Annotated in this window: 12 protein-coding genes and 1 pseudogene; 7 read left to right on the top strand and 6 right to left on the bottom strand. The window is 74.4% G+C overall.

The window, feature by feature from the left end; genetic code table 11:
* Window positions 1-70: 70 nt before the first annotated feature.
* The 3 genes from DEJ43_RS35660 to DEJ43_RS35650 form a co-directional block, all read right to left on the bottom strand.
* A complete protein-coding gene (locus DEJ43_RS35660; RefSeq protein ID WP_041663262.1) occupies window positions 71-2,431 on the bottom strand; it encodes a collagenase in 2,361 nt (786 codons plus the stop codon).
* A gap of 184 nt (window positions 2,432-2,615) precedes the next feature.
* Window positions 2,616-4,592, bottom strand: a complete 1,977-nt coding sequence (locus DEJ43_RS35655; RefSeq protein ID WP_015038312.1) for an RNA polymerase sigma factor — start codon at window positions 4,590-4,592, stop codon at window positions 2,616-2,618.
* Window positions 4,593-4,627: 35 nt separating this feature from the next.
* The gene (locus DEJ43_RS35650) at window positions 4,628-4,951 is read right to left on the bottom strand and encodes a YciI family protein (RefSeq protein ID WP_015038311.1); all 324 of its coding nucleotides are present in this window, start codon (window positions 4,949-4,951) and stop codon (window positions 4,628-4,630) included.
* A gap of 143 nt (window positions 4,952-5,094) precedes the next feature.
* Here DEJ43_RS35650 and DEJ43_RS35645 point away from each other — a divergent pair, with 143 nt between their 5' ends.
* Complete coding sequence (locus DEJ43_RS35645) at window positions 5,095-5,775, top strand: DUF998 domain-containing protein (RefSeq protein ID WP_015038310.1); 681 nt, start codon at window positions 5,095-5,097, stop codon at window positions 5,773-5,775.
* A gap of 103 nt (window positions 5,776-5,878) precedes the next feature.
* On the opposite strand, the gene DEJ43_RS35640 is transcribed toward DEJ43_RS35645, so the two are convergent.
* The gene (locus tag DEJ43_RS35640) at window positions 5,879-7,624 is read right to left on the bottom strand and encodes a lysyl oxidase family protein (protein WP_015038309.1); all 1,746 of its coding nucleotides are present in this window, start codon (window positions 7,622-7,624) and stop codon (window positions 5,879-5,881) included.
* A 77-nt stretch (window positions 7,625-7,701) separates the two neighbouring features.
* On the bottom strand, window positions 7,702-8,592 hold the full coding sequence (locus DEJ43_RS35635) for a helix-turn-helix domain-containing protein (protein ID WP_015038308.1): 891 nt from the start codon (window positions 8,590-8,592) through the stop codon (window positions 7,702-7,704).
* A 103-nt stretch (window positions 8,593-8,695) separates the two neighbouring features.
* On the opposite strand from DEJ43_RS35635, the gene DEJ43_RS35630 reads away from it, so the two are divergent.
* The 6 genes and pseudogenes from DEJ43_RS35630 to DEJ43_RS38460 all read left to right on the top strand — a co-directional run bounded on the left by DEJ43_RS35630 (window position 8,696) and on the right by DEJ43_RS38460 (window position 19,492).
* Window positions 8,696-10,204 (top strand): MFS transporter, encoded by a 1,509-nt coding sequence (locus DEJ43_RS35630; RefSeq protein ID WP_041663260.1) that lies wholly within the window; start codon window positions 8,696-8,698, stop codon window positions 10,202-10,204.
* A 49-nt stretch (window positions 10,205-10,253) separates the two neighbouring features.
* Window positions 10,254-10,853 (top strand): CU044_2847 family protein, encoded by a 600-nt coding sequence (locus tag DEJ43_RS35625; RefSeq protein WP_015038306.1) that lies wholly within the window; start codon window positions 10,254-10,256, stop codon window positions 10,851-10,853.
* A gap of 4 nt (window positions 10,854-10,857) precedes the next feature.
* The gene (locus DEJ43_RS35615) at window positions 10,858-13,044 is read left to right on the top strand and encodes a VMAP-C domain-containing protein (RefSeq protein WP_015038305.1); all 2,187 of its coding nucleotides are present in this window, start codon (window positions 10,858-10,860) and stop codon (window positions 13,042-13,044) included.
* A 32-nt stretch (window positions 13,045-13,076) separates the two neighbouring features.
* Window positions 13,077-14,087: an AAA family ATPase gene (locus DEJ43_RS35610; RefSeq protein WP_106433925.1), complete on the top strand. Its 1,011-nt coding sequence runs from the start codon at window positions 13,077-13,079 to the stop codon at window positions 14,085-14,087.
* Window positions 14,084-16,435 (top strand): annotated as a pseudogene (locus tag DEJ43_RS38660) (SAV_2336 N-terminal domain-related protein); the annotation flags it as partial. The gene DEJ43_RS35610 and the pseudogene DEJ43_RS38660, both read left to right, overlap by 4 nt.
* A 54-nt stretch (window positions 16,436-16,489) precedes the next feature.
* Complete coding sequence (locus DEJ43_RS38460; RefSeq protein WP_411572333.1) at window positions 16,490-19,492, top strand: AfsR/SARP family transcriptional regulator; 3,003 nt, start codon at window positions 16,490-16,492, stop codon at window positions 19,490-19,492.
* A gap of 27 nt (window positions 19,493-19,519) precedes the next feature.
* Here DEJ43_RS38460 and DEJ43_RS35600 read toward each other — a convergent pair whose 3' ends face one another.
* Complete coding sequence (locus tag DEJ43_RS35600; RefSeq protein ID WP_015038302.1) at window positions 19,520-20,173, bottom strand: GOLPH3/VPS74 family protein; 654 nt, start codon at window positions 20,171-20,173, stop codon at window positions 19,520-19,522.
* Window positions 20,174-20,231 lie beyond the last annotated feature (58 nt).

Raw genomic sequence — 20,231 nt, 5'->3', positions numbered from 1 at the left:
GGCGGGGGTTCGGGGCGTGCGAGGGGGCCGGTCCCTCCCCGTGGAGGGACCGGCCCGGGGGTGGGGCGGGTCAGCTGCGGAGGGGGCCCTCGCAGCTGAAGCTCGACGTGCCGGCGACCTTGTTGGTCCAGATCTCGACCGGTCCGAAGGAGCAGTTCATGTCGGCCAGGTTGTTGGAGGCGGCGCCCGCGCGGTCGAGGATGAAGTAGTCGACCGTCTCGGACATGTCCTTGAAGTTCTGGTCGGGGCTGGCCCAGTTGGACAGGTTGGCGGTGATCCGGCCGGTGCAGAGGAAGCGGCGCTTGCCCGGCTCGCCGTTCTCGACGCAGTCGGGGGTGTTGTAGGTGGCGGTGGCGAAGGCGGACCGCACCGCGGACACGGTCGAGTCGCGCAGCTGGCCGTTGGGCGTGTACGTGGTGTTGGGGACGTACAGCGTGTCGACCTTGGCGATCTGGGTGTCGAGGAAGCGGTTGTAGTCGGCCTGGAGGCCGGTGTCGTTCCCGAGCCGGACGCGCCAGGCGTCGTATCCGGCGACGTCGTTGTTCCGCAGGTGGGTGTACATCTCGCGGATCAGGGAGGGCTTCTCGTTCCAGAGGAACTCGAAGAAGGTGCCCGCGTAGTTGTAGAAGCGGAAGCCGTCGCCGTCGTAGGTGGCGTTGAGGATCTGCCGGAGGTTCATCCGGGGGCCGCCGCCGGCCGTGTCGTTGATGACGCCGCGGACCAGGGACTTGCGGACCTTGATGCCGTCGTCGCGGGTGGCGCCGTCGAAGAACTCGGCGGTGCCCTCGTCCATGAAGGTGGTGCGGTCGCCCTGGTACCAGGGGCCCTCGCCGAAGAAGCCGGGGACGGCGTAACGGCCGTTGAGGTAGTGGGTGTACTCGTGGCGGAAGAGCTCTTCGAGCGTCAGGGAGGAGTCCTGCGGGACGCGCCGCTGGTAGGTGTAGAAGGTGGCGCCGCGCTCGATGTAGATGCCGCCGTTGTTGGTGTCCATCCCGGTCAGGATCGGGTGGTAGTTCTCGTAGTCGGCGCGCGAGCCGTACAGGACGATGGTGAGGGTGGTGTTGGGGTCGCCGGCGAGCGGCCGGTCGCTGCCGACCACCCGGTGGAACTGGGCCTTGACCTGCTTGCTGGCGTAGTAGAGCTGGTCGACGGTGGCCCGGTCGAGGCCGGTGCGGACCTTGATGGCGCCATTGTCGTAGGTGTACGTGTACGGGAAGATCTGCGCCTCGATGTCGGCCTTGCACACGCCGTACGGCTTGCACGCGTCGAAGTAGTTGAGCCAGGAGACGATCTTGGCCCACTGCTGGCTGCCGCGGCCGAAGGTGGTGACGGCCTGGCCGAGCAGACCGCCGAGTTCGGCGGTGGTCTCCGTCCGCAGGGCGGCTATCTCGCCGAAGCGGCCGAACTCGCTCAGGGCGTCGCGGGCGACCCAGTCGTTGGCGGTGCCCTTCAGGTGGCCGTAGCCGGCGAAGGCCTTGAAGACGGCGCGGTACGCGGGGTCGGCGGCGGCGGCCGCCTGGAAGGCGGTGTCCTGGTTGCCCGGGTAGACGCCCAGGTAGTTGACGGAGAGCGCGGCGAGGGCGGCCCCCGCCCATGAGACGTCGAGGTGGGTGGCGGTGTGCGCGGGGTCCATGGTGGCGAGGACCCGCTTGATCAGGCCGAGCTGGTGCTGTCGCAGCCCGGGGGCGCTGGCCGCGTAGAGGGCTTCGCGGAGGGTGAGGGCGTTGTTCTTCGTGACGTCGAAGGTGCGGGCCGCGTTGCCGAAGTCGGCGACGGCCTGGCGCATCGCGTTGACGGTGGGCGCGTCGGTGACGTCGATCTCGCCGCGGGAGTGGTCGTGGTAGGCGACGGCGTGCAGGTAGGTGAACATCTCCTCCAGGTGCGAGGAGTTACGGCCGTCGTGGGCGGCGGCCAGGCTTGATATGCGGCGGGAGACGGCCTGGACGTGGGCGTCGGACATGACGGGCGCGAGGCGGGCGTCCCAGGTCCAGATGAGCCCGCGCAGACAGCCGTCGGCGAGGACGGCCGGGTCGGCGAGGAAGTCGGCGAACTGCTCGGGGCCGAGGCCGGTGATCCCGTCGAGCGTGCAGGGGACGCCGGCGGCGGTGGTCGTGGTCGCGGCGGCGAGGGTCCGCGCGGTGGAGGCCGGGGCCGGGGCGCGGCCTGGGACGCGGCCGGCGGCGAGGTTTCCGGGGGCGGGCGCGGGCCCGAAGGTCTGGCGGGGCGCGGTGGCGAGGCGCTCCACCTCGTCGAAGGGGTTGGTGGCGTGCTCGGCCCGGGGGGCCGGGGCGCCGGTCGTCGCTGCGGGGACAGCGGTGGCGCGGGCGTCCGTGTCGGCGGCGAAGGCGCCGGTCTGGGCGGAGGTGGCCAGGAGGGTCACCGCGACGGCGGAGGTCAGCAGGGACGAACGCACGCGTCTGTGGATGGACAACAGAACTCCATGAGTGTGTGGGGGTCGTCGTGGGTGTGGGACGAGAACTGTTGTGGTGCACACGGGGTTTGACGAAGGCTCATCGCACCGCGTGCGGTGTAACATAGTAATGTGAAATTGCACTGACAACCCCTGTGCAGACACCAGTTACCTCGACTTCACCTGGGCCCGCGGAAGCTCCCGCTCAGGGCCGGGGCTTGAGCTGACGCAAGGTCCAGCCCTCGTGCGCCGGGTCGAGCGACCGGGTGGCCGCCTTGAACAGGTACTCGGCCCGCTCGTACGAAAGCCGCCGACGGCCCGTCTCCGGGCACAGGTCCGCCGGCCCCGGTGTCCGGGCGGGGCCCGGCCGGCGGTCGGAGAGGAAGACCGGGCCCCGGGTCCGGCCGGCCAGCAGCTCGGGAAGGAGCGCGGCGGCCCCCGAGCGCCAGCTCACCCGGCCCCGGTCCGGGCGGACCCGCCGGTCGTCCAGGTCCAGATCCTCGACGTCGAGCGCCAGGACGGCCTTCACCCCCGCCGCCGACTCGTGCAGCAGCCGCCACAACGTCCGCTCGCGCAGCGGCAGGTCCGTCCGGCCCCAGAGCGCGCCGAGCTCCTCGGGGTCCAGCGCCCGCACCCGGGCCCGGGTCCCGGCCCGCCGTTCGAGGCCCGCCGCGAGGCCGTCCAGCGAGGCCCAGGCGCCGAACGACCGGACGGCCGCCCGGTGCCGGTTCCAGGTACCGGCCGCGGCCCCGCCCCACGAGGCGGCGAACACCCGGGAGACCTGCTCGGCCGTCAGACCGGCGAGCGGCAGCTCCTCGCCGAGGGCGAGACGGAGCCGCCGGAGCGTCTGCCCGTACGAGCGGACCGTCGCGGCGTCCAGTTCGTCACGGCCCAGGAAGTCCCGCACCGCCTCCCCCAGCGTCGGAAGCGACGGGCCGTCGACCGCGATTCCCGCCGCGCGCCGCAGCAGGAAGGCACGCTCGGCGGCGTTCCCGGTGAGCGCCGCGGCCCGGTGGAACTCCCGCCGCGCCTCCCCGCCCCGGCCCAGCCGGAGCAGCAGGTCTCCCCTGACGCCGGGCAGGAGGTGGTAGTCGCGCAGCGCGGGATCGGAGACCAGCGAGTCGACCAGGTCGAGGCCGGCCTGCGGCCCGTACGCCATGCCGAGGGCCACCGCCCGGTTGAGCTGGACGACCGGCGTCGGAAGCAGCCGCGCCAGCGCCGCGTACAGCTCGGCGATCCGCGCCCAGTCGGTGTCCTCGGCGGTACGCGCCTGGGCGTGGCACACGGCGATCGCCGCCTGCAGCAGGTACGGGCCGGGCGTCCCGCCGGCTTCCCTGGCCCGCAGCATCGCGGTGAAGCCGCGCCGGATGAGCAACTGGTCCCAGCGGCCCCGGTTCTGCTCGTGCAGCCGGACGGGCTCGCCGGACGGTCCGGTGCGGGCGGCCGCGCGGGACGCCTGGATCTCCATCAGGGCGACCAGCGCGTGCACCTCGGACTCCTGCGGGGCCAGCTCGGCGAGGAGCCGCCCGAGCCGCAGGGCTTCGAGACAGAGTCCGGGACGGATCAGATCGTCGCCGGAGGTCGCGGAGTACCCCTCGTTGAAGATGAGGTAGATGACCTCGCGCACGGACGACAGGCGCTCGGCCAGCTCCGGCCCCTCCGGCAGCTCGAACGGCACGCGCCGCTCCGCCAGGGTCCGCTTGGCGGCGGCGACGCGCCGGGTGATCACCGTCCCGCCGACGAGGAAGGCCCGGCCGATCTCCTCGGCCGTCAGCCCGCCGAGCAGCCGGAGCGTCAGCGCCACCCGGGCCTCGGTCGGCAGCACGGGGTGGCAGGAGATGAGCATCAGCCGCAGGACGTCGTCCTGTTCGGGGTCGTCCCGCTCCTCCGGGTCCCGCCGGTGCTCCAGTTCGCGGGCGAGCCGCTCCTGACCGCGGGTCAGCCGCTCGGAGCGCCGGATGTGGTCCACGGCCCGCCGCCGGGCCGTGGTCGTCAGCCAGGCGGCGGGGTTGTCCGGGACGCCCGAGCGGGGCCACTGTTCGAGCGCGGCGACGAGCGCGTCCTGCGCCAGCTCCTCGGCGAGCCCGACGTCGCGGACGAGCCGGGTGAGTCCGGCGATGATCCTGGCCGACTCGAGTTTCCAGACGGCGTCGACCGTACGGCGGGTGTCCGGCTCGGGCACGCTTGCCTCGCTGCTCCTCGGCTCTGGTGCGACGGTCAGGGGCCGAAGACCTGCTGGACCACGCTCTCGCCGTCGCCGACGATCCTGCGGAAGCGGCGGGCCAGTTCGATCGCCTCCTCCTTGGACCGGACCTCGATCAGCGCGAAGCCGGCCACGGCCTCCTTGGCCTCGGCGAACGGCCCGTCCGTCACCGTGATCTCGTCGCCGAGGGAGCTCACCAGGGTGCCGCCCGGTTCGAGGCCACCGGTGGCGAGGAGGACGCCCGAGGCCGTCAGTTCCTCGATGAACCGGCCCATCTCGGCGAACAGCTGCTCGTCGGGGGCGGTGTCGGAAGGCCGGGTCGTCATCAGGTAGCGCATGGATTCCTCTTCTCTCCGTGGGGTGACTGCCCGCCTCCACGTCGAACGAGCCTATGTGACAGGGAACGGTACGCGTTCCCTGTCACATCGCCCGATCGACGTGTCAGCGAGCACCGCACACCACGAACCCCGGAGGACCCGCCATGACCACCCTCGACCACCGCGGCACCGCCGCTTCCGGCCCGGCCGGCCGCTCGGCCCGCCGCGCCACCCGCTCGCTGCTCAGCTGCGCGGTCGTGGCGACCCCGCTGTGGGCGGTCGTGGCCCTGACCCAGGCCGCCACCCGGGAGGGCTTCGACATCACCCGCCACCCCCTGAGCGCGCTGAGCAACGGCTCCCTCGGCTGGCTCCAGATCGGCAACTTCCTCCTCGTCGGCGCCCTGCTCGTGATCGGCGCGACCGGCCTGCGCCGGGCCCTGCGCGGCACACCGGGCGGCATCTGGGCACCGCGCCTGATCGGGGTCGCCGGCGTCGGAATGGTCGCCGCGGGGGTGTTCGTCATGGATCCGGCCGACGGCTTTCCGGTGGGCACCCCGTACGGCATGCCGGCCGCGCTCAGCTGGCACAGCTACGCCCACTTCGCCGCCGGTTCCGTCACCTTCCTCGCGATGATCGCCGGGTGCTACGTCCTGACCCGTCACTTCCGCCGCGCCGGCCGGCGCGGGTACGCCGTGCTCGCCGCCGTCGGCGGCACCGCTCTCCTGCTCGGCAACGGCTGGTCCATGGCCGGCGGCACGGCCGGCACGCTGACCCTGGCCGTCGGCGTCATGACCGCCATGCTCGCGATCTCCCTGATCGCGCACCGCTGCCGCCGCGGCCTCTGAGCACCCTCCCGGTCCACGTACCGACACGAAGAGGCGCCTGACGCGGGCTTCCGCCCGTCAGGCGCCTCTCGGCCGTCCGTCCCCGCGCGGGGACGGAGGTGTGTCAGTTCGCGTTCACGAGGTCGTGCGCGGGGACCGTCACGGTCCGCTTGCCGGGCGTGCCACCGAGGACGATCTTCCGCAGCGCGCTGTTGTTGTCGAGGTTGGTCTCCTTCAGCCGCTTGGCCGGGTTGGCCAGCACCTGGATGTAGTACGTGCCGTTGGGGACGTCCGTGATGTCGAACGACTGGCCCGGCAGGTCCTGGGTGTAGGTGTCGCCGGAGCCGACGTCGAGCACCTCACGGACGGAGATGGAGTTCTCCTGCCCGCACGCGGTGGACAGGTCGGTGTTGAAGGGGTGCCAGTTGGCGTTCTTCACCGTGTAGTCGACGGCGTCGGTGTTGGCGAGGCAGAAGGCCTCCTTGCCGCTGCGCACCGCTTCCTTCTGGTCGGCCTTCAGCAGCCGGTAGCTGGCGAAGTCGGTGAAGTGCCAGTGCACGTGGCCGGGGCGCGGGTCCCACTCCATGGTGCCGGTCGGGGTGTAGCCGACCTGCTTGCCGTTGGCGTCGTAGAAGTACTGGAAGGCGTCCATCGTGGGCTTCCCGGGCGAGCGGAAGCCGTCCACCACCAGCTGGGCCGGACCGGCGTTCCAGACGTTGGCGCTGAAGGCCAGGTAGTCCTTGCCGGGGACGTCCTGGCCGCCGTCGCTGATGGTGATGCCGTAGGCCGGCAGCGACCGCAGGTCGGGCTTGGGGACGTTCGGGACGGACGGGGTGCCGGTGGGCCGCTTCGCCTGCGGCGTCAGGGCCGGTGCCTTGCGCGAACCGTCGGTCTGCCCGGTGGTGTCGGCGGCCCGCGCCTCGGCGCGCGCGGCCTCCTGCCGCTTCAGCGCCCACGGCAGGGCCGGCGGCGCGGCCTTCAGCGGCCCGTGGCCCACGTTGTACGAGGGACCCGCGCCGCTCGTCTCCGGCGCCCCGGCCTGGGCCGGGCTCGGGGCGTGGCCCGGCCCGTGCCCGGCGTGGGCGGCCGGGGCCTGCTGACCGGCACCGTGCCCGGCGTGCTCGCCGGCCGTCTGCCGCGCGGCCGCCCCGCCGCCGTCCTCCCAGCTGCGCTCCTGGACGGTGACCCGCACCGTCGCGGGCTTGTCGGCGATCCCGAAGAGGTCCCGGTACTTCTTGGCGACCCCGACCTTGGCCGTGTACGTGCCGGCCGCGAGCTTCACCGGCTGGGTGTAGGCGCCGGAGTAGGTGTTGGCGGCCCAGCCCTTCTCCACGCCCCACACGGAACCGAGCGTGAACGGGTTGGTGGGGCAGCTCTCCGGATACTTCGAGGTGGCTGGCGCGTCGGGCCGGACCCGTCCGCTGGCGTTGTTGGGACAGAAGCTCTCCGTCCGGCTGACGACCTTCTTGCCGGTGCTGTCGGTGACGGTGATCTCCGCGAAGCCGGGCAGCCCGGAGAAGTCCTTCACGGTGTTCTGGGGCAGGACCTTCGCCTTGGCCTTGCCGCCCTCGTACACCGTCTGGGTGACGACCACCGGGTCCTTGTAGGACTTGCGGGTCACCTTGAGCTCCAGCGGTGTCCCCTCCGCGGTCAGGTAGGTGCCCAGGTCCAGGAAGACGCCGGGCTCCTCCTTCCAGGAGGTGAGCGTCACCGAGTCGGTCGCCGCGATAAGACTCAGTCGGGGTCCCGTCGCGGCCGTCGCCTGCTCCGGCGTCGCGGCCATGAAGCCCGCGGTGACGGCCATGGCGGCGACGGCCGTGGTTCCGGCGAGCAGCGGACGCCGCAGCCGGGTCGTGCGCGTGGTGGTCATCGTTCCCTCGTCCTCCGGGTGCTGTGGCCGGGAAGATGAGGGGACCGGACACCGGGTTGTGCGGGGCGGGGAAATCGTCAGGATGTTGGCCAGATAGCGCCGTTGTGGGGAATTCCGGCTGCTCCGGAAGGCTGACGCTCCGAAGTCAGGAGCCGCAGGGCGTCCGCGGAGCCCGGATCGTTGGGGGTGTAGACCTCGAGCCGGTGGTCGGGGCTGTCCGGTTGCAGCCACACCTGGTAGTCGACGCTGACCGGGCCCGCGGCCGGGTGCCGCAGCTGCATGGTTCCCGTGGTGCAGTCGGCGACGTCCCGGGTGGCCCACAGGGCCGAGAAGTCGTCGCTCCGCATGGTGAGTTCGCCGATCAGTTCCGCCAGCCGCGCGTCGGTGGGATGACGGCCGGCGGTGAGCCGGAGGTAGGCGACGTGGACGCGGGCGAGCTCGTGCCAGTTGCCGTACAGGTCGCGCGCGACCGGATCGAGGAAGAACATCCGGGGGATCGAGGGGCGGCGCCCCGGCACGTCCGGCGACGCGAGGTCCAGGTGCCCGGCGAAGAGGGCGTGCCCGGCGCGGTTCCACGCGAGCACGTCACCGCGGCGGCCGAGCACGATCGCGGGCATCGCCTCGCCGAGGGATGCCAGGAGGGCGAGGACGCGCCGGTGGGGCGCTTCCGCCGGGGGTTCGCTCAGCCGGAGCGTCGCCGGCTGCCGGGCGAGGTCGTGCAGATGGGAGGTCTCGGTCGCGTCGAGCCGCAGCGCCCGGGCGAGCGCGTCGAGCACCTGCTCCGACGCCGTGTCGGCCTGCCCCTGCTCCAGGCGCGTGTAGTAGCCCGCGCTCACTCCGGCGAGGAGGGCGAGCTCCTCCCGCCGCAGCCCGGGGACGCGGCGCCCCGTCCCGTGGGTGCGCAGCCCGATGTCGTCCGGGGTGACCCGGTCCCGGCGGCTCTTCAGGAACGTCGCGAGGCTCTCCACGGCGGCAAGCGTAGGACGGCCGGGGCGTGCCGTGGGTACACCTGTCGGGTGTACCCACGGCAGGGGGGTGGCTGCCCGTTCCGCGCTGCCCGACGGTCGGGGCATGTCGAAACAGCACACCCCCGACTCCCCCGGGCCGCGCGCCTGGCTGGGTCTTCTCGTCGTCCTCGGCCCCGTCCTGCTGGTCTCCATGGACGGGTCGGTCCTGTACCTGGCGATGCCCCGGGTCGGCCAGGACCTCGACCCGACCGCCGGTCAGGCGCTGTGGATCCTGGACGTGTACGGCTTCGCGGTCGGCTCGCTGCTGATCGCCTTCGGCAGCCTCGGGGACCGGTACGGCCGCCTGAGACTGCTGATGACCGGCGCGGCCGTCTTCGGTCTCGCCTCCGCGGCGTCGGCGTTCGCGCCCGACGCCGAGCTGCTCATCGTGTCCCGCGCGCTGATGGGCGTGGCGGGTGCGACGCTCCTGCCGTCGGCGCTCGCCGTGCTGAGCGAGCTGTTCGGCGATCCTCGGTGGCGGGCGCGGGCGGTCGGCGTCTTCGCCGCGGCCTTCGCCGCCGGGTTCGCCGTCGGCCCGGTCGTGGGCGGCGTCCTCCTCGAACGCTTCTGGTGGGGTTCGGTCTTCCTGGTCAACCTGCCCGTCATCGCGCTGTTCCTCGTCCTCGCGCCCGTCCTGCTGCGCGAGGTGCGCACGACCCGCCCCGGCCCCGTCGACGGGCCGAGCGTGGCGGCCTCCGCGGCCGGGCTCCTGTGCGTGGTGTACGGCCTCAAGCACACGGCCGCCGACGGATTCTCGCCGTTCGCCGTGCTGGTGGCGGCGGCCGGCGTCCTGCTGCTCGTCCTGTTCGTACGGCGGCAGCGGCGGCTCCCGTACCCCCTGATGGACTTCTCCCTCTTCCGCGACCGGGTCTTCACCGTCGCGATCGTCACCGGTCTGCTGCCGCTGGCCGCCTGGTCGGCGAGCGCCTATCTGTCGGGGATCTACCTCCAGTCCGTCCTCGGTCTCCCCGTCCTGCGGGCGGCGCTCCTGGCGCTGCCCGGGGCGGTGGTCCTCGTCGTCGCCTGTGTGGTGACTCCCCTGGTGGTGGATCGCCTCGGCAAGCGCGCGGTCCTCGTCCTCTGCCCGTTCGCCATCGCGGCGGGGCTGCTGCTCCTGCTCCCCACCACCCTCACCGGCGGCGTCGGCTGGTACGTGGCGTCCACGTCCGTGGCCGGCCTCGGCTACGGCATCTCCTTCAGCGTCGTCGCCGACACCGCCGTCGGCGCGGTCCCGGCCGAACGGGCCGGCTCGGCGGGGGCGATCGCCGAGACCAGCAACGAGATCGGCAACGCCCTCGGCATCGCGCTCGTCGGCTCCCTCGCCGCCCTGCTCTTCCGGCTGCGGGGCCCCGACCTCGCCCCCACCCTCGACGGGACGCTCCGGCTGCCCGGCCTCACGTCCTGGGCGGTCACGGAGGCGAAGTCGGCGTTCGTCACCGGTCTGCACGCGGCCGTGGCGGTGACGGCCCTCCTGCACGCCGCCCTCGGCGCCTGGGCACTGCTCCGGCTGCCCGGGGCGCGGCGCCCCCGGCGCACTCCCGCGCCCGACGCCGGTGCCGCGCACGGGAGATGATCGGTGAACAGCCGGGCGGAACCCCGTGTGACATGCGAGACTCTCGCCCATGGGGGACGTGAGACTCACCTTCGACGACGGTTCCGTCGTGCGCCTGCACCTCGTACCCGAGGACGGCCGGACGGCCGGGCCCGCCGGTGCGGAAGCGGGGCCGGACGACGACCTCGACCTGCCCGCGGGATTCGGCTCGGCGCGGCCGGTCAGCGCCGACGGCCGCGCCGCGCAGGCCCTGACGCGGGGCGGCGAGGCGCTCACCCAGGCGCTGCGCCCGCTGGGTGGCGTGCTCGGCGGAATCCACCGCAGCTTCTCGCAGTTCGCCCAGCGGCCCGACGAGGTGACCGTCGAGTTCGGGGTCACGCTGGGCAGCGACCTGAGCCTCGGTGTCTTCTCGGGGAGCGGCGAGGCGAGCTTCACCGTCTCCGCCACGTGGAACCTGGCGGACCGCGCCGACGGCGGGGCGGGCACCGACCCGGCCGACGGCACCGGCGCCCCCGCCGCCACCCAGGCCGGCGGCACCGGCGCCCCCGTCGCCACCCCGGCCGACGGCGCCCGCTCCTCCGACGCCGTCGACACCGGCTCTCCGGTCGACGCCGCCGTGGCGGCCCAGGCCGGCTCCCTTCCCGTACCCGGCCCGGTGAACGGCTCCTGATGGCATGCGGCATCAGGTGAGTCCCGCCGGGGCCGACGAGCCGCTGAACCGGGCGTTCGTGTCCGTGCGCGGACCGGCCGGACCCGTCGGCGCCGCCGTACTGATCACCCCACGGCTGGTGCTGACCTGCGCGCACGTCGTCAACAGCGCCCGGGGACGCGATCGTTTCGACCCCTCGCCGCCGTCGCGCGCCGAGACGTTCACGCTCCGGATGCCCCACGTCGACCGCGAGCGGACCCTGGTCGGCCGGGTCGTCCCGGCGATGTGGCGGCCGCCGCGCGCCCGTCCCGAGCCCGACTGTCCGCTGCCCCCGGCCGCCGGCGCGCTGCCGTACTACGGCGACCTCGCGGTGCTCGAACTCGACGAGGAGGCACCGCCGGGCGCCGAGCCCGCCCCGTTCCTCCCGCACCGGGACGGCAACGAGGTCGTGGCCCAGTGGGCCAGCGGACACGCCCTGCCCACGCTGCGGGCGATGCCCCGGGCCTCCGGGCACCCCTGGATCGCCCTGGACGTGCTGGGCGGGACGGTGGCGGACGGGTTCAGCGGCGGACCGCTGTGGGACCGGGACCGCCAGGCCGTCGTCGGGCTCGTCGTCGCCGCCCACGACACGGCCGGCCGGCCCGCGCCGCCCGATCCGGCCGGGGGCCGGCCCGGCCCGCCGCCCGCCATGTACGCGATCGGGCTCTCCTCCGTCGAGTCCGAACTGCCGGACCTGCCGCCCGTCACGGTCCCGGCGGCCGGCCGCGGCCGCCAGCAACTCCTCGACGTGCTGGAGCGGTTGCTGCCCACCCGGCAGGACGTCCGGGACTGCGAGGAGCGGCTCGCCGCGCAGCTCGACCGCCGGACGGCCGGCCCGGCCGCGGACGTCGAACGGCTCGCGGGACTCGCCCTGGGCGTGCGGCGGGGGGTGCCCGAACTCCTCGACATCGTCCACGAGCACCTCGCCGAGCGCCGGCTCGGCGGCGCCGCGGAGTCGGCAGACTGGCAGCACGTCCTGCGCGTCGCCCGTGTCGTCAGCCCGCGCGAGTGGCTCTCCGTGAAACGGCGGCGGGGCCTCACCGCGCTGCTCCCGCACTGCCGCGCCACCGAGCCCGCGACGCTGCTGCGCACCGTGCTGCCGTACGCCGACACCTCCGTCCCCGTCGACCTCGTGGACGCCACGCACATCCTGGAGGGCTACGACCCCGCCCCCGGCCAGCCGATACCCCCCTTGCTCCAGGGCGTCGTGCTCATCGGAGTGCACGAGCGGGCCGCCGGCGGGGAGTACGCCGACGACCTGGACGCCTGGGTCCGAAGGGCGGCACCCCGACTGGGCGTGCCGGCGGCCGCCGTCGACCAGTTCCGCGCCGACGCCGCCGCCGCGCACACCGCGACCGCCTCGGCCGCCCGGCGTGCCGCCGCCGCGCCGCCCCGGGTCCAGGTCGAGCTCCTGCCCGCGCCGCCCGGCCACCTCTTCACCTTCCAGATCTGGGTGTGGAGCGGCGACGGGCGGCACGAGGTGGTCCTGACCCAGGACACCGAGGTCACCAGCCACCGCGTGGTCGAGGCCATCCGGCAGGTCCTGCGCACGGAGGTGCGGGAGCACCCCGAGACCGCGCTCCTCGAGTTCTTCGTGTCCCCCGCCTGGCTCCGACTCGACGTGGACACCTGGGAGTTCGTGGGCGACGCCGACGACGGCGGCTTCTATCCGGGCATCACCCGCCGTGTGGTGCTGCGGAGTTCGGAGCGGACCCGGGACACGTACGCCTCCTGGAAGCGCCGCAGCAGCGCGCTGCCGACCTCGCCGCGGCTGCTCCTGGACGAGCGCTGCACGGACCCGGCCGTGGCGCGGGCCCGGCTCGAAGTGAGCCCGGAGGCCGGGATCGTCGTCGTGAGCTGCGACCGGCGGCAGCAGGGGCGCGTGCTGCGCCAGTGCATCGAGGCCGGGGTGCACACGGTGCTCTGGCACCGCGAGGACCACGGCGGGCACATCTCCACGGACCTGCTGGCACTGGTCGAGGGCATCGACCACACCCAGATCCCGGAGGTCGTACGGCTGGAAAGGGCGAAGGCGATGGCCGACCCGGACTGTCCGGCCCACCACGGCCGCCGGCTCTCGCTGCTGCACGACGGCCCCGACCACCGGCCCCCGCCGCTCGCACCCGACCCGTGGGCCCTCACCCAGCCGTCGCAGCGGGCCCCGCAGCCGTGAACCCGTCCCACCGCCCCGACAAGGAGACCGCCATCGTGCAGCCGCCCGCCACCCCTTCCGGCGCCAACGGCTCCGCTCCCGAGCCCTGGTGGGTGTTCCGCGGCACGGCGGAACTGCCCGAGCCCCCGCCCTGGCGGCGGTTCCCCGCCTCCCGCCGCCTCCCGCGGGCCCAGCGCCACCTGATGAGCGACGACGAGATCGCCGTCGTCAACGCCGCTCTCCATCTGCGGCGGCCCCTCCTGGTCACGGGCCGTCCGGGCACCGGCAAGAGCTCCCTCGCGCGTGCCGTCGCCGAGGACCTGGGTCTCGGCGACGTCCTGCGCTGGTCGGTCAACAGCCGGTCCACCCTCGCCGACGCCCTCTACCGCTACGACGCCGTCGGCCGGCTGCGCGAGGCCTCGCTCCAGCGGGAGCGCGAGGCGCCGCGCGGCGCGGCCCGCAGGCTCAGGAGGCGTGCGGGACAGGGCTCGGACATCGGGAACTACCTGCGGCTCGGCCCGCTCGGCACCGCGCTCGCCGCCACCGGCGGGCCCCGCGTCCTGCTCATCGACGAACTCGACAAGTCCGACATCGACCTGCCCAACGACCTGCTGGTAGTGCTGGAGGAGGGCGAGTTCGAGATCCCGGAGCTCTCCCGCCTCCCCGAGCACCAGCAGACCGTCGACGTCCTCGCCACCGGCGGCAGGGACCGCGTCCGGGTCCACCGCGGTCTCGTGTCGTGCGCCCACTTCCCCGTCGTCGTGATGACCAGCAACGGCGAGCGCGAGTTCCCGCCCGCCTTCCTGCGCCGCTGCGTACGGCTCGACCTGCGCGACCCGGACGAGGCGAAGCTGCGTGACATCGTCCGGCAGAACCTCGGCGAGGAGGCACTCGCCCGGGCCGACGACCTGATCGACGCCTTCCTCAACCGGGCCGCCGTGCAGAGCCTGGCGACCGACCAGCTGCTCGCCGCGGTCCATCTGCGGGTCACCGGCGCCGACCTGAGCCGCGACGAACTCCTCGCGGCGGTCATGCACCGGTTGGACGAAGCGTTCCCCGCATGATCGATCGGCTGCGCCGCGTCCTGGACGGCATCGGGTACGACCTCGGCGGCCCCGAGCTGCTCGACGTCCTGTGGCTGGCCCGGGCGATGGACAGCGGAACGGACCGGACGGCCGACGCCGCGCCCGGGCCGTTCACGGCGGACGAAGAGGCCCCGGCCGGCCCGGTGGAGGCGCCCGTCGCCCGGGGCACCGCCCCGCCGGCCGACCCCGCCGCCACGGTCCCGGACCCGCCGGCCCGCCCCGTACCCGATCCGGCTGCCCCGGACGCGCACACGGACGCGGACGCCCCGAGGCGGCACCGCCTCTTCACCGCGCATCACGTCCCCGGGGCGGACAGCGGCTCGGCGGCCCGGGCCATCCACGCGCCGGGGCCGCGCGCCCTCCCCGGGACGCACGGCCTCGCCCGGGCACTGCGCCCCCTGCGCGGTCACCGTGACCACCGGCACCGGACGGTCGCCGACATCGAGGCCACCGTCAGGGCCACGGCCGAGTCCGGTGTCCTCGACGTGATCTCCCGCCCCGAGCAGGAACTGCGGCACACCGCCGTGCTGCTGGTCGACGAGTCGGCCTCCATGCGGGTCTGGCAGCCGCTCGTCCGCGAGGTCAGACGCCTGCTGGAGCGCGCCGGGGTCTTCCGTGCCGTCCACGTCCACCGGTTCGACCTGCGGAAGAGCCGCCGGCCCGGCACCCCACCGCGTACGGAGTCGCCCGTCGTCTTCGTGCTGACCGACGGCGTGGACGAGGCCTGGCGCGGTCCGGCCGCGCGGCGTTTCCTCGGCGCGTGGGAACGCTCCGGCCCGCTGGTCGTCGTGCCGCCGCTTCCGCGTCGGCTCTGGCGCGGCACCGCCTTCGACGCCCGGCCCCAACTCCTCGTCGCGGAGAGCCGGTTCGCGACGGACCGGGAGCTCGGCGTCATCGACCCGCTCGGCGGCGGCCCCGTGGCGGGCCTCGGGGACCGGCTGCCCGTCCCCGTCGTGCCGCTCTCCCCCGCCACGCTGCACACCTGGGCACGCCTGCTGACCCGGCCGCGGGTGCCCCAGCTGGTGGACACCGTCCTGATGGGACCGGGCTCCGGGGGCGCCGTCGGCGCGCCGTCCGGCGCGGGCCCGCTCCCGTCCACCGCCGAGGAGCGGCTCGAACGCTTCCGCGCCTCGTTCTCACCGGAGGCGTACCGGCTGGCCGTACGGCTCTCGGTGATCCGGCCCCTGAGCATGCCCGTGATCCAGCTGATGCGCGTCGCGACGATGCCCGCGACCACCTCGGCGGTCGTGGCCGAGGTGCTGCTCGGCGACCTCCTCCAACCCCTCGCGGAAGGGGAACCGAGCGGGGCGAGGCCGCCGGCGGTCGTGCTGGGCGGCGCCGACGAGGCCCTGTACGACTTCCGGCCCGGTGTGCGCGACCTCCTGGCGAGCGGTCTGGACACCGAGCGGTCCATCGAGGCCGTCGAAGCGGTCGGCCGGGCGCTCGAACCGCACCTGGGCCGCATGCCGGACTTCACGGCGCTGCTCGCCGACCCGGCGGGTACCGCGCGCCTGTCGCCGGGGACGTCCGCGTTCGCCGTCCTCGTGAGCCCGTTCCTCGACCGGTTGTACGGAGGGACGCGGGCGATCGGCAGCGAGCCGGCCGACACGGCGGACCGGGCCCCTTCGGCGCACGTGCGGTTCACGGTCTTCGGACCGGAGCTGGCCTGGCGGGGAGACGAACCGGTGCCCGTGGGCACGCCCGTACAGCAAGCGGTCCTGGCCGTCCTGCTGTTGCGGGGCCGCCGGTTCGTCACTCCGGCGGAGCTGGCGTACGCGCTGTCGGAGGGCGAGAACCTCTCCCCGTTCGAGGCGTACGAGCTGGACGAGATGCGGGACCGGGTGTCGAGCATCGGGCAGCTCCTCGCACCGTGGGGCGTGGTCGTCGAGAGCGCGGCACCCGGATTCCGTCTCCGCGCCGACGGCGCGGACGAAGCCGTCGGCGCGATTCCCCGTGACCTGGCGGAGGCCGAGCGACTCCATGCCGAGGCCAAGGCGGCCTATGCCGCCGGCGATGCCGCCGCCGCCATGGGGCTGCTCGGCGAGGCCGTGGGCGGCCTGGTCGGCACGCCCCTCGACGGCGTTCCCGGGGTGCACGCCGAGGCGCAGCGCACCCGCCTGGCCGAGTGGCGCCTCATGCTCGTCGAGAGCAGGATCGAACTCGCCCTGGAACTCGGCAGGTACGAGGACGTCGTCCCCGAGCTCACCCGGCTGACCGCCGCCCATCCGCTCCGCGAGGACCTGCGCGCCCAGCTGATGGTCGCGTTGTACGGCTCCGGCCGCTCGGCAGAGGCGCTGGCCGTGTACGCGGACACCCGGCGGCTGCTCGGGGAGGAACTGGGCGTCGACCCCTTCCCCCCGCTCGGCGAGGTGCACCGGCGCATCCTCCGGGGCGAACCGCCCGACCGGGTGCACGCCCCCCGCCACGCTCCCCTCGCGGCCCCCGCCACCCGGACCGTCCCGGCCTGGCCGACGGCCGAAGGCCTCGCGTTCGGCGTCCTCGGTCCGGTCAGGGGATGGCGCGATGCGGAACCGCTGCCGACCGGCGCCCCCCAGCAACGCGCCTTCCTCGCTCTCCTGTTGCTCCGCGAGGGCCGGATCGTGACGGCGTCCGAAGTGATCGACGCGATCTGGGGCGAGGGTCCGCCCGGCCAAGCACTCGCCGCGGTGCGGACGTACGCCTCCCGGATGCGCAAGGCGTACGGCCCCGAGACCCTGCTGAGCGAGAGCGGCGGCTACGCGGTCCGCCTCCCGCCCGGCACGCTCGACCTGCACGCGGCCCGCGAGCTGGCGACGGAGTCGGAACGGTCCCGGGCCCTCGGTGACCTCCCCCGGGCCCGCGACCTCCTCACCCAGTCCCTCGCGCTGTGGGCGGGCGAGGCCCTGGCGGGTGTCCCGGGGCCGTACGCCGACGCGCAGCGGACCCGGCTGGAGGAGTGGCGCCTCGAACTCCTGGAAACCCGCCTGGACATGGATCTGGAGGCGGGTGCCCATGCGGAGGCGGTGCCGGAGCTCACGGCGCTGACGGCGGCGCATCCGCTCCGGGAGCGGCTCCGTGAGCTCCTGATGCTGGCGCTGTACCGGTGCGGTCGGCAGGCGGAGGCGCTCGCCGTGTACGCGGACACCCGGCGGCTGCTCGCCGACGAGCTGGGTGTGGACCCGTCCCCGGCCCTCCAGCGGCTGCAGCGGCGCATCCTCGACGCCGACGACGCCCTGTTCGGCCCTCCGCCGTCCGCTTCCGATCCGCCCCACGCCGCGCCCCTCCGGCCCGAGCTGCTCCCCGCCCGGGTCCCCGACTTCACCGGCCGTACGGAGCTCCTGGGAGAGCTGGCGCGCCGCCTCACGACCCCCGAGGGGTCCGGCCCGGCGGTCTCGGTGATCGCGGGGATCGGCGGCGTCGGGAAGACCACGCTGGCCGTGCAGGTGGCGCACGAGGTCCGCCCGCACTTCCCGGACGGCCGGCTCTACGTCGACCTGGATGGGGCCGGTCCCCGCCCCGCCGACCCCGTCACCGTCCTCGGTGCGTTCCTGCGGGCACTGGGCACCCCCGACTCCGCGATCGCCCCGGGCCTGGCCGACCGGGCCGCGCAGTTCCGTGCCGCGCTCGACGGCCGGCGGGTCCTGGTGGTGTTGGACAACGCCCGGGACGCGGCACAGGTCAGGCCGCTGCTCCCGGGCACGGCGGGCTCCGCGGTGCTGGTCACCAGCCGGGCCCGCATGGCCGAGCTGCCGGGCGCGCGTCTCGTGGACCTGGACGTGATGTCCGAGGCGGAGGCGCTCCACCTCTTCACCCGGATCGTGGGCGACGGGCGGGTCGCGCCCGAGCGGGATGCGGCGGTCGAGGTGGTCACCGCCTGTGGGTTCCTGCCGCTCGCGGTCCGTATCGTCGCCGCCCGCCTGGCGGCCCGCCGCGCCTGGTCGGTCGCGGTCCTGGCCGCCAAGCTGGCGGACGAGACCCGCCGCCTGGACGAGCTGCGGGCCGGCGACCTTTCGGTCAGGGCGACCTTCGAGCTCGGCTACGGCTGGTTGGAGCCGGACCAGCGGCGTGCCTTCAGGCTCCTCGCGCTCGCCGACGGCCCCGACATCTCCCTCACCGCCGCGACCGCCGTCCTCAACCTGCCGCCGCACCGGACGGAGAGGCTCCTCGAAGCCCTCGTCGACACGTCCATGCTCGACTCCTCGGCCCCCGGCCGGTTTCGCTACCACCCTCTCGTACGGCTCTATGCGCGGGCCTGCGCCGAGCGCGACGAACTGCCGCCCGCCGAGTGCGAGATGGCGCGCTCCCGGCTGCTGGACTTCTATCTGGCGACGGCCTGCAACGCGTACGCGATCGAGCACCCGGGCGACCGTCTGGTCGCGCACATGGAGCCGACCACGCACCCGGGGCTCACGTTCTCCGACTCCGGTGAGGCGCTGAACTGGCTCCATGCGGAGGCCGACTGCCTGCTGGCCTGCGCGGGCCGCTCCACCGGCCGAGAACTGTTGAGCCGGGCCGTGGACCTCCTCTGGCTGGCGCAGGACATCAGCGAGTCCGGAACCCATGCGCTCGCCTACGCCTCGACCGCGCGGATCCTCCGCTCCGCGACCGAGGCCGAGGGCGTCGTGGGCCGGGCGGGCAGGGCCGCCTTGATCCAGGCCGAGGCCGAGCTGGGCCTCGGCGCCTTCGACGCCGCCAGGGAGGGCGCGGAGCTGGCGCTGCGCCGGACGTTCCAGGACCCTCCGGTCGACTCCCGCGCGGCGGTCGTCCTCGCCGCGGTCGCCCTCCACCAGAGCCGGGACGACGACGCGGAGAGGCATTTCACCGAGGCCTTTCACGCGTTCCGCTCGGACGAGGACCGCGCGGGCGAGGCGGGCGTCCTGTGCAACTTGTCCCGTATGCGACTCGACCTGGGAGATGCCGCCGGCGCTCTCGGTCTCGCGGAGGAGGCCGTGGCCCTCTTCGAAAGCCTCGGTCCCTCGGTGCGCGGGGGCGACGCGCGCTACGCCCAGGGCCTCGCCCTCACGCACGTCGGGCGGCACAGCGACGCCCAGGCGGCGCTTCAGCGGGCGCGGGAGGTGTTCCGGAGCCGCGGCGCGCCGAGCCGGTCGGGTTCGGCGCTGTTCCGGTCGGCGGTGGTCGAGCTGCTGCTGGGCGAGCCCGAGCAGGCGGCCGCGCACACCGCGGAAGCGCTGGAACGCGTCGGCGTGTCCGGTGGGCCGTGGCGTCGTGGCAGCATCCTGGTGGTGCGCGGACACGCCCTCCACGCCCTGGGCCGCGCGGACGGCGCCCGCGCCTGCTGGCGGGAGGCGCTGACCTTGTTCGAGGGCATCGGTACGAAGGACGCGCAGCCCGTCCGGGAGCTGCTCGGCGACACAGTCACGTCCTCGCCGCCCGACCTCGGCTGAGCGGGATCGGGCGGCGAGGCACGGGGTTCAGACGGCGCGCCAGATGTTGTCGAAGGCGGCCTGCTCCACGTCGCGGCGCTGGCGTGCGGCGGCCAGTTCCAGCTCGGCGTCGCCCAGCGCGGCGAGCACGGCCTCGACACCGTCCGGGAGGTCCGCCGTCCCGGCGGCGTCGGTCGCGCCGTCGGACCCGTCGGCCTCGGTCAGGTCGTCCGGCACGTCGGCCTCGTCGAGGCGTACGGCGGCGGCCAGCGCGGTGAGGACGGGCTCCTCCGCCGTCAGGCGGTCTGCCGCGCGACGGCGGTCGGGCGACTCGGCGAGGGTGGGTTCGCCGGCCGCCCGGAACGGCAGCCTGCGGCCGCGCTGCCGGGTGAGCAGCCCTTCCGCCTCCAGGGCGGCCTGATACGCCGGGGACAGTTCGCGGCCCCGGCGCCACAGCCAGTCGTCCACGGACTCGTACGGCTCCTCCCGTACGACTCCGGACGCGGCGGCCCGCAGCAGCGCGTCGTCGGGCGCGGCCCCGCCGGCCGGCACGATGTGGTCGCCGTCCAGCTCGACGGTCCCGGCGGCGAGGAGGTCGATCAACTCGGCTCCGGCGAGCGCGAGCGACAGTTCGCCCTGGCCCGGCGGGCGACCCGATGCCGCGTCCAGGGCGACGAACATCAGGTCACGCGGTGTGGTCATGCTCAGCTCCTGCTGTCTGCGGGCGGGGGCCGGGACGGCCGACGGGGCCTTCGTGGCC

This window comes from Streptomyces venezuelae ATCC 10712 (assembly GCF_008639165.1).
GTDB lineage: Bacteria > Actinomycetota > Actinomycetes > Streptomycetales > Streptomycetaceae > Streptomyces > Streptomyces venezuelae.
This window is presented reverse-complemented; position numbering and strand designations above follow the sequence as displayed.

Bases quoted from the DNA above. Each gene is read 5' to 3' on its own strand.
- DEJ43_RS35650 (WP_015038311.1), bottom strand. From the start codon at position 4,951: ATGCGCTACCTGATGACGACCCGGCCTTCCGACACCGCCCCCGACGAG.
- DEJ43_RS35645 (WP_015038310.1), top strand. From the start codon at position 5,095: ATGACCACCCTCGACCACCGCGGCACCGCCGCTTCCGGCCCGGCCGGC.
- DEJ43_RS35640 (WP_015038309.1), bottom strand. From the start codon at position 7,624: ATGACCACCACGCGCACGACCCGGCTGCGGCGTCCGCTGCTCGCCGGA.
- DEJ43_RS35630 (WP_041663260.1), top strand. From the start codon at position 8,696: ATGTCGAAACAGCACACCCCCGACTCCCCCGGGCCGCGCGCCTGGCTG.
- DEJ43_RS35625 (WP_015038306.1), top strand. From the start codon at position 10,254: ATGGGGGACGTGAGACTCACCTTCGACGACGGTTCCGTCGTGCGCCTG.
- DEJ43_RS35615 (WP_015038305.1), top strand. From the start codon at position 10,858: ATGCGGCATCAGGTGAGTCCCGCCGGGGCCGACGAGCCGCTGAACCGG.
- DEJ43_RS35600 (WP_015038302.1), bottom strand. From the start codon at position 20,173: ATGACCACACCGCGTGACCTGATGTTCGTCGCCCTGGACGCGGCATCG.